Origin of the sequence: Aquisalimonas lutea (genome assembly GCF_030409225.1) — a bacterium.
Taxonomy (GTDB): Bacteria; Pseudomonadota; Gammaproteobacteria; order Nitrococcales; family Aquisalimonadaceae; genus Aquisalimonas; species Aquisalimonas lutea.
In genome coordinates this window covers 1,157,277-1,164,996 of the sequence record NZ_JAUFPK010000001.1, presented here as the reverse complement: position 1 = coordinate 1,164,996, position 7,720 = coordinate 1,157,277, and the positions used below count along the sequence as shown (strand labels likewise).

8 protein-coding genes are annotated in these 7,720 nt (G+C 58.7%); 2 read left to right on the top strand and 6 right to left on the bottom strand.

The window, feature by feature from the left end; all coding sequences use genetic code 11:
* Window positions 1-119: 119 nt before the first annotated feature.
* From QWY84_RS05520 to QWY84_RS05510, 3 genes are all read right to left on the bottom strand, one after another.
* Window positions 120-524, bottom strand: coding sequence for a hypothetical protein (locus QWY84_RS05520; RefSeq protein WP_290201443.1), 405 nt, complete (start codon window positions 522-524; stop codon window positions 120-122).
* 792 nt (window positions 525-1,316) lie between these two features.
* Window positions 1,317-1,922: an abortive infection system antitoxin AbiGi family protein gene (locus tag QWY84_RS05515; RefSeq protein WP_290202686.1), complete on the bottom strand. Its 606-nt coding sequence runs from the start codon at window positions 1,920-1,922 to the stop codon at window positions 1,317-1,319.
* A 426-nt stretch (window positions 1,923-2,348) separates the two neighbouring features.
* Complete coding sequence (locus QWY84_RS05510) at window positions 2,349-2,525, bottom strand: hypothetical protein (protein ID WP_290201442.1); 177 nt, start codon at window positions 2,523-2,525, stop codon at window positions 2,349-2,351.
* 317 nt (window positions 2,526-2,842) lie between these two features.
* Between QWY84_RS05510 and QWY84_RS05505 the strand changes: the two genes are divergently transcribed.
* Window positions 2,843-3,274, top strand: coding sequence for a hypothetical protein (locus QWY84_RS05505; RefSeq protein WP_290201441.1), 432 nt, complete (start codon window positions 2,843-2,845; stop codon window positions 3,272-3,274).
* 8 nt (window positions 3,275-3,282) lie between these two features.
* Here QWY84_RS05505 and QWY84_RS05500 read toward each other — a convergent pair whose 3' ends face one another.
* Window positions 3,283-3,582 (bottom strand): hypothetical protein, encoded by a 300-nt coding sequence (locus QWY84_RS05500; protein WP_290201440.1) that lies wholly within the window; start codon window positions 3,580-3,582, stop codon window positions 3,283-3,285.
* A gap of 283 nt (window positions 3,583-3,865) precedes the next feature.
* On the opposite strand from QWY84_RS05500, the gene QWY84_RS05495 reads away from it, so the two are divergent.
* Window positions 3,866-4,432, top strand: coding sequence for a hypothetical protein (locus tag QWY84_RS05495; RefSeq protein ID WP_290201439.1), 567 nt, complete (start codon window positions 3,866-3,868; stop codon window positions 4,430-4,432).
* Between the two features lie 629 nt (window positions 4,433-5,061).
* Here the strand turns inward: QWY84_RS05495 and QWY84_RS05490 are convergent.
* Both QWY84_RS05490 and QWY84_RS05485 read right to left on the bottom strand, forming a co-directional pair.
* Window positions 5,062-5,568, bottom strand: a complete 507-nt coding sequence (locus tag QWY84_RS05490) for a MarR family transcriptional regulator (RefSeq protein WP_290201438.1) — start codon at window positions 5,566-5,568, stop codon at window positions 5,062-5,064.
* A 651-nt stretch (window positions 5,569-6,219) separates the two neighbouring features.
* Complete coding sequence (locus QWY84_RS05485) at window positions 6,220-7,704, bottom strand: DNA primase family protein (protein ID WP_290201437.1); 1,485 nt, start codon at window positions 7,702-7,704, stop codon at window positions 6,220-6,222.
* Window positions 7,705-7,720: the final 16 nt, after the last annotated feature.

The following is a 7,720-nucleotide window of genomic DNA, read 5'->3' as shown; positions in this document are numbered from 1 at the left end:
ATTTCGTCCACCGCTTTCGCTACTTCTTGTTCCACGACCTCCCGCAGCTTGCCCTGCGAGATCGTGCGTTTATTGGGGTGAATACGCTTGTGCATCACGCCCTCCACCGTTGATCCGGCTCACCGCCGGCGCTTGCCCAAATACGACTCCAAATCCATCGGCTCATTCACGCCGCGCTCCTGGCGCTCAAGCCCGAGCGTCCGGCTCAGGCGGTTGAAGGTATTCAGCGCGGGCAGGTAGAAGCCCGATACCTCGCCGTGCTCCAGATACCGCGTCATTTCGTCGTTAATGAGAATCTGCAAGCCGGCCATCTGCTCGGCCATCATCTTCTGCATTTCGCTCAAGTGCCGCTCCCCACCGAGATCGGCCATGATCTGTTCCTTCATCTCCATCACGCGCCGCCCAACCCGCGTCCGCCGATCAAGCGGGCGCACGGCGACATTCGCCGAGACCGCCGAAAGATTGCCCTTCGGGTGCGTAATCTCGACTCTGTTCCGCTCTGTATCTTCCCGGCGTTGCACCATAATTGGCTCGGTAATTCCCGCTCTATTTCCAAGTACGCTTAGTCTGCCACCGCAGCCATTTCGCGCAAGAGCAAGCAATTACTTATGCGTTTGAAGAGAAACCGAAATACGCTCTCTTCGAAGAAGAAGTGAATAGAAATTGAAGAGTGTCAGGTGAAAGGTGGGGGCGCGATTTATTCAAATCGATACATTCTGGTTTGAATAGAATCGGCGTGAATACGTGCGCACGAACATTCACAACAAAACGTTTAGAACGTTTTGAATGTTAAACGCGGTAAGCATGCGAGCATGAAGACATCGGTTTGAATAAAAAGTGGCGAACATTCAAACGGGCAAGCATGCCGCCATGCGTAGCACGGTCACGTCCGGGGCGTAGTCGACAGCCATCGGTTTCTATTCACTACCTATACGCCTGGGTATTGAATGTTCACCTGGTGCATGGTCACGAAGAATATGAACCACCACCACCGCCGAAGGCTCCATTCAAAATGCGCGCGAAGACGCCCCCCTGGTGGGGCAGACCATGCCCGAATACCTGACTAGGGTCCTGACTTGAGATCCGCGACAGACAAGAACCTGGGCTTGATCAGGGGGTTAGTGCTGGGGGTGTACTAATTGCCGATTAGTTGGGCGCGTATTCACAGCGCGGGTTTGAAGAGGTGGTTTCGGTGGGGTTGGTGCCTTCGACCTTCAGTCGGGGCAAGGGGCGTGACGTTCGATGCGTACCCGAGCCACAGAACCACCATCCCGTGCCGTCAACGTGAACGAAGTGCCTCTGACGGCTAGGGTAGTTCAGTCTGTAAAGATCAACTGCCCTGCGTATTCTGGAAACGTCTCTCTGAATGCACGAGCGTATGTGCTTGGCACAAACACCGTCTTCACATCGTCGTGCGTAAACCGCACATGACCGACAACCCGCCATTCTCGTTCGAAATAGTAGTTATCGGGGTCTTCATCAGACTTTTCGTGATCGAAGAACTTCAGGTAGCTGAAGACATGAAACGCAAGAAAATGGTGTAGCTTCCCTATTCTTCTGCTAAGAGGCGAGACGCCGGGTGACGTATCAGTATGATTAATGTACTGCCTCATTTCTTCGAATAAAGCGTGGTATTCCTGCACCATTTCGTCGAAGTACTTCCCTTTATCTATTTCCTCATACATCTTCTTGAGCATTTCGTCCCAGTCGCGCTGCTCTTTCAGATCTTCTTTCTCTTTTTCAGTGTGCTCTTTATATCGCGTCACTTTTGAATGTAAGGGTATGTAGTGCACAGGTGCGCCCCCGGCTCGTGCGATGAAGTCTTTCGAAAACGACAGCCCTACGCAACTGTACTTTCTCATGTGAAGAGAGAGATCGTTCACGGGTATATCCGCGAAACACGTCACCCCCGGGTTGTACATCCTGTTCGCGCTTATCTGTGCGTCTTGGTCAATTATCACATTTCCGCTGATGGCGAGGTTATGCGGCGAATGTGTTATCGCACCTTCGTTGATAATGGTGCAAAGCAACTCGAATTGCCGCTCGACTGAGTTACCGCTACCCACGAAATGTACAAGTTCGTCTGAGATATACCGTTGCGTCGCGCCAGACACACGCACCCCCGAGTGACTGAGTGTGAAGACAGCGGGCACCACCGCGCACAATGGCGACGAGCAGCACTCGCGCGCGTGGGCACGCTGCCGGTTCAACATTAGCAGCCGGTTGGGCGGGTGAATAGTGGCGCAGGGGTGCGAGGGTGCGTGAGCAGGCTTTTGAATACTACCGCCGCCGTGCACCCCAGCAAGATCACCCTTCAGCTACGGCGCGTGCACCCGCATCGAGTACGTTCAGCTTAAGAGTCCAAGCACCTTGGCAGCTAGAGACAGCACCGTCATCAATGACAGCCAGTGTCGCGGTGAATCGTTCTTCTCTTCCCACTGCTCAATCTCTTCTTCAGTTCTCTTCTCGCCGTCTGGCTTCTCCACTGTCTTGATTCTTCTTCTTTGAAATCTCTTGTTTGCCATAAATATCACCTAATTGTTGTTTTTCTGGGGCTATCGGGTGGTTTGAATAATATTCCGATAACCGTTTCCTTAGACCATTTTTGATCTTAAAAGTTCCGTCGTACTAGCTTACCTATTCAAACTCTCTTTACCCTTCACCCCATTACTTCTATTTAGTCTTCGCGCATCTTTGCCTGAACCTTCGCGGCTCAGCGACGGGCGGCGCTCTATTCACTAATTATTCGCGCTTGCAGGTCGGCTCGTCCGTGCCATCTTTAAGGCGCTGGGCTTTGCCCGTGGGGCGACTTGATTTGAAGGTCTGAGGGAGGGTGTGCGTGATGGATAAATTCGACTTCTTTCTGGGCGCTGGCGCGGTAGTCGGGCTGATGGCGGTGTTGCCGTTTGCGTGCGAGCACGACGCGGGGCGCGACTTCGGCGACCCCACGCCGTACAACGTGGTGCAGAACCGCGCCGAGCGCTGCCGCGATGGCGACTTGCAGTGCCTGGCTGAAGCCTATGTAGAGCGGGCTGAAGAAGCTTGTGACGGGCGCATTGCCGGGGCGGCGCAGTACGAGCACAGGTGGTCGGCGGCGCCACTATTCAGACGCTATGTGTGGCGTGATCAAGACGCGGGGGTGATCGCGTACGGGGGTGACGCCATCGAGTTCAAAAACGGCTTCGGCTCCTGGCAGCGCTACCAGTACGTCTGTCTATTCGATACGCGTGCACAGAGCGTCCGCGACGTCTCCGTCGCACCAGCGCAGGGCTGAGCGGGGTTCTATAGGTCTTCGGGCAGACGCCTGGCAAGGTGCGGGTGCACGGCGAATACCTGATCGTAACGGCGGCGCGTAGGTTGGCGCTTTTCGGGCTCGTCGCTGTAGCGCCCGCTGTTGACGAAGTGCGTAAAGTCCTTGCAGGCGAGTTTCTCTTCCGCGCAGCGCTCGCGGTGCGGGCAGCCCTGGCAGGGGTCACGGGTGCGGTGCATGCTCTGCACGAGCTTGTGAAGTCCAGTCAAGCCGCCCGGCGAGGCATCCCCGCTCGCGATCTCTTCCGGCTTCAACGTGCCATCACCAAACATCACCGCCGGCGGTCCGCCTTGCGCGCCTCGCTCTCGTTGGCGTAGGTCCGTCCGTCCTTCGCCAAGCGTACGGCGTCGTAGGGGTGGCGGTTTTGAATATTCCGGCGCTCACATTCACGGCAAGTATTCATAATGCAAACCTTCACGATTTCGGTTTGCCTCGGCATTCTGACACCCTGCCGTATTCGATCAATGAATTCTTGCGTTTAGCGTTTTTGAAAATTGCCGAAAAGGGCAACCGTGCGATAATTGTTGCGTTGTCGAAAATTGAAGGTGAATAGGCATGTCCGCCGTGATCGATTTCTTCACGCGAGAGCGAGTGAATACAAGCCGTGAAGGGTTGAGCAGAGAAGAGCAATTCGCCGCGCAGGGCTGGTACTGGCTCCGTGGCGACGGCATTGTTGACCCGCCCGAGGGCGTCTTCAGGCTAGAGCGCGGGGGCGTGACGCTCGCCGAGGTGTATCCGCGCAGCGATGATCAGTGGGGTGTGCGGTGCTGGTGCCCGCAGCGCTGCGAGTTCCGCGACGTCGACGCCGCCTTCACCCACCCCTACCAAGCCATCGCCGCGCTGCAAGACGCCGAGCGCGACGGGTGGTGGTCGCCCGAGGCGGCGCAGGGTCCCTCACTCGATGACCTGGGCTGGTACGAGAATGCGCGCGGTAATTTCGTCTGGCGCACGGGCAAGATGACCTACACCGTCTACCACGCCGATGGGCTGTGGCGCATCGCCGAGCACCGTATCGGTGGCGGCAAGCCCCACTACCAGCCCACCGCCTACCACGATCCGGTGCGGGCGATGCAAGCCGTGGTGCTCCAGGTCGATGCCGAGCGCGAGGTGGGGTTGAGGTAGCAGCGATTCTGCGGCGCTCGCGCGCCTCCGTACCGGCGTACCGCTACGTCGGTATTGGTCGCGGCGGTTGAAAGGCGCACGCGGCTTCGTAGAACCTCACAGCACGCTGCAAAGCCCCCCGCGACCCGCGCCCCCGTGGGGGCAGCCGGTCCAGGGTGGCGGGTGCGGCGCCCGGTGCGACAAGCGCGGGGCGGTCGCCCACGACCCAAGCGCCGCGCAGGCGGCGACAAGCTACGCGCCCACCCAAGCACGCTGCACGCTGCAAGCAACACGCCCACCGGTGGTCTTGCACCCTCGAATGGAGGCAGGCGGGTGGGAGGTAGCCCGTAGCGGAGCGGAGGGCTACAACCCGCCTGCCTCCATCAGCACCCCGGAGCCGAAGGCGAAGGGGTGCTGTCGGGGGCAGGCGTGCGCACGTGCGCCAGCCGCTTGCTTACTCACATACTGCACCCTACCGGGTGCTGTAGCTGAGCGAGTAATCTATAGCAGGCTTTCAGCCTGCTATACATTTACTCACTCAGCGAATTATGTCTTGTGTAACGTCTTAGAAAGACGACGCCCTTTTTAGCGGTTTTCGCACCGACGACGACGCCCTTTTTCGCGGCTTCAAGACCTATTCAAATCCACCTTCAACGGTAGCTGCCGAGCTGGTAGACCGTGGGCTTGCCACGACCACCACGCCCGTTCGCATCACCTTCAACCACCGTGATGAAGGCGCGCTCGCGCAACGTCCCGAGCGCCCGCTGCACGCCCCGGCGCTGCAAGCCCACGCGCTCCGTCAGCTCACCGACGCCCACAGAGACGGCGCCCGTGGTCGGGTCGGCGGCCTTGTAGAGTTCGTGCAGCACTGATCTCGCGCCGGGGCTGAGGTGCTTGTAGGTGGGGTGGCGGCGCAGCGATTGGTACCGCTGTTTTGCCGAGCCGTGCAGGGCGAGAGAGGCCCCCTGCTTCTCGGCCTTTTCGCGAAGACGCCTCCACTCGCGATGCTCGTTTCTCCATTCAATTGTAGCGTCGTAGGCGTCCAGTTCTTGAAGGGTAAGGCGGGCCCTTTCACGATACGTGAGCTGTGACCACGACTTCCGGGGCGTGATCGCTGTGCGCTTGCCGTTCTCACTGCGATTCGCTATCTTGCTCATGTCGGTTGTACCTGCATTCGTGCTTCCGATTATGTCGGTTGTACCTGCGTTTGTGCTTCCGATACGGTGCCGGCCTCCGGGCTGGTTAAACTCAAGTTGTCTTTTTTACGTAGAAGGTGGTCATAGAAGCTCTTGACTTGTTAGCCTCAATACCTCCTATCGCGCAAAGCGCTTGAGCAACCGTTTGTACACCTTGTCTACTGTGTCCTGAACCCTCATTGCCCGGATCGGCTTTGGGGGTTCATCTTTTTTTATTCTGCGATCTTCGCCCTTCGATGTTAAGCAGATTCTTGCGCGCATTCTGTCTTGCATTCACGGCTTCAATTCGCTTGAATGACAGTGTCATTGTCATGACGAACAACCTGGCTGCGTTATCTACTCTTCTCGTTGAGCCAGGCCCCCGCGCCCCGCTGGATCCTTCGCTGGCGGGGCGTTTTTTATTGGGGGCCGTCGTCCCGCGGGTACCGCCCAAAACGATCAAAACGATTCGGCGCGCCCTGGCCCGATCACGTGCGCGTCCCGTGCCGCCACCCCCGGGGGCCGTGCCGGTATTCGTGGCGGCAGCGCGAACGCACGTAAGTACACCAAACCGCGACAAATCGTTTAGATCGTTTAGATGGTCCACACCGACGGGGCTGGTGCGGACCCCGGCTAGTCTTCGTCGTCGCTGGCGTAGTCATAGGGATTATCGAAGAAGCCCCGGCGCTTGTGCCTGATGCCGAAATACACCAGTTCCCCATACTGGGGCTTCTTGTCGAAGTTGGGGCGGAGCAGATCGCCCAGGCGCCTCCCAAACAGTTGGTCATTGCCCGGGTTGATGCGCTTGCGCGCGCACCACTCCTCCCACGCGTCAATCAGCGATCTGGCCAGGCAGGCGTGGGTATGAATCGAGCCCACCTCGCATTCTTCGTCCACAAAGTCCTTGAGCGGTGAGCTAATCGAACGCACGTCGTCCCGCAAGGCGCGAGCTGACTTGGGCTCGATGAAGTGGCCACGCTGCCGTAGGCGGTGCAGCCCGACAACCGCCCAGTTCAGTATCCCGGGCAGCTCGCCGAGCAGACGGTCGCTGAGTTCCGAGTCCTGCTCATCTCTGAAGCTGCGGTGCAGGTTGAATAGCAGGTACCGGCGCAGCAGCGCGAACGACGAGTCGGGTAGGTGCGGCACGTCGTTGCCGACAATCACGAGCCGAGTCGGCAACTTCCCGTGCCAGACCTTGCTGCTGTGCACGTAGCGCACCGACACCCGGTCCTCGCCCGAGATTTGCAGCAGGCGTTCAGTCGCCTTCTGCGCTCCGTGGCTGACGCGAACATCGGTGATGATGGCGACCTTCTTCGGCCCACCAGCAATCAACGAAAGTAGCCCGTGGGTGCCGCCCAGCTCGCGCAGCGTGGGGTCAGCGGTGTTGTGCTGGCCAACCAGCGCCGTGAGGACCCTGGTGATTGTGCCCTTACCCGAAGCCGGGGGGCCGATCAGCATGGGTATGCGCTGGTACGACGTGTCGTTGGTGAGCAGCAAACCGAAGACCTCCTGCAGGGTGTCTATCGACTGCGGGTCGTTGGGCCACAGCTCATTGAGAAACCGCAACCACTCGTCCGGCCAAGCTTGCGGGTCGTAGCTGTGCGGCAAGGCGTTCGGCGCGAAGAAGTCCGAATCGACGTTGTCGAACTGCCCCGTCTCCAGCTCCAGCGCTCCGTTCGCCAGCGGCAGCAAGCCTTGAGGGTCGGGCGAGCTTCGCCCGTCGAGCCAGCACGGTACGGGCTGCCCCGACGGCAGCCCTACCTCGGTGGGCAGTGCCTTGAGCACGGCATTAATGTGCGAATCCTTTGGATCGAAGTCCTCAAGCTCGGTCTTGCGACCGCGCTTCACCTTGGTCTGAGCCGCATCCAGAAATCTGTTGATCTCTCTATAGAGTTCATCTGCATCCAAAGGGCACCAGCCGGCGCCGTCGTACTCGAACCAGTTTCCGTCCCACTTCCTGAGCCGCCGCCGACGCTGCTTCAAGAACTGCCGAGCGTTCTCGTTCGAGTCGTTGCGCTTGAGCATGAGCGGGTCTTGGGCCTGCGCCTTCTGTTCCCGCTGCTTCTTGATGGCTTCTTTCACTTCGGGGTTGAGTCGATTTCGGCGAACCATGTTCATCACCTCATCTACTTCG

Bases quoted from the DNA above. Each gene is read 5' to 3' on its own strand.
- QWY84_RS05505 (WP_290201441.1), top strand. From the start codon at position 2,843: ATGGATAAATTCGACTTCTTTCTGGGCGCTGGCGCGGTAGTCGGGCTG.
- QWY84_RS05485 (WP_290201437.1), bottom strand. From the start codon at position 7,704: ATGAACATGGTTCGCCGAAATCGACTCAACCCCGAAGTGAAAGAAGCC.
- QWY84_RS05490 (WP_290201438.1), bottom strand. From the start codon at position 5,568: ATGAGCAAGATAGCGAATCGCAGTGAGAACGGCAAGCGCACAGCGATC.
- QWY84_RS05500 (WP_290201440.1), bottom strand. From the start codon at position 3,582: ATGTTTGGTGATGGCACGTTGAAGCCGGAAGAGATCGCGAGCGGGGAT.
- QWY84_RS05495 (WP_290201439.1), top strand. From the start codon at position 3,866: ATGTCCGCCGTGATCGATTTCTTCACGCGAGAGCGAGTGAATACAAGC.
- QWY84_RS05520 (WP_290201443.1), bottom strand. From the start codon at position 524: ATGGTGCAACGCCGGGAAGATACAGAGCGGAACAGAGTCGAGATTACG.
- QWY84_RS05515 (WP_290202686.1), bottom strand. From the start codon at position 1,922: ATGTACAACCCGGGGGTGACGTGTTTCGCGGATATACCCGTGAACGAT.
- QWY84_RS05510 (WP_290201442.1), bottom strand. From the start codon at position 2,525: ATGGCAAACAAGAGATTTCAAAGAAGAAGAATCAAGACAGTGGAGAAG.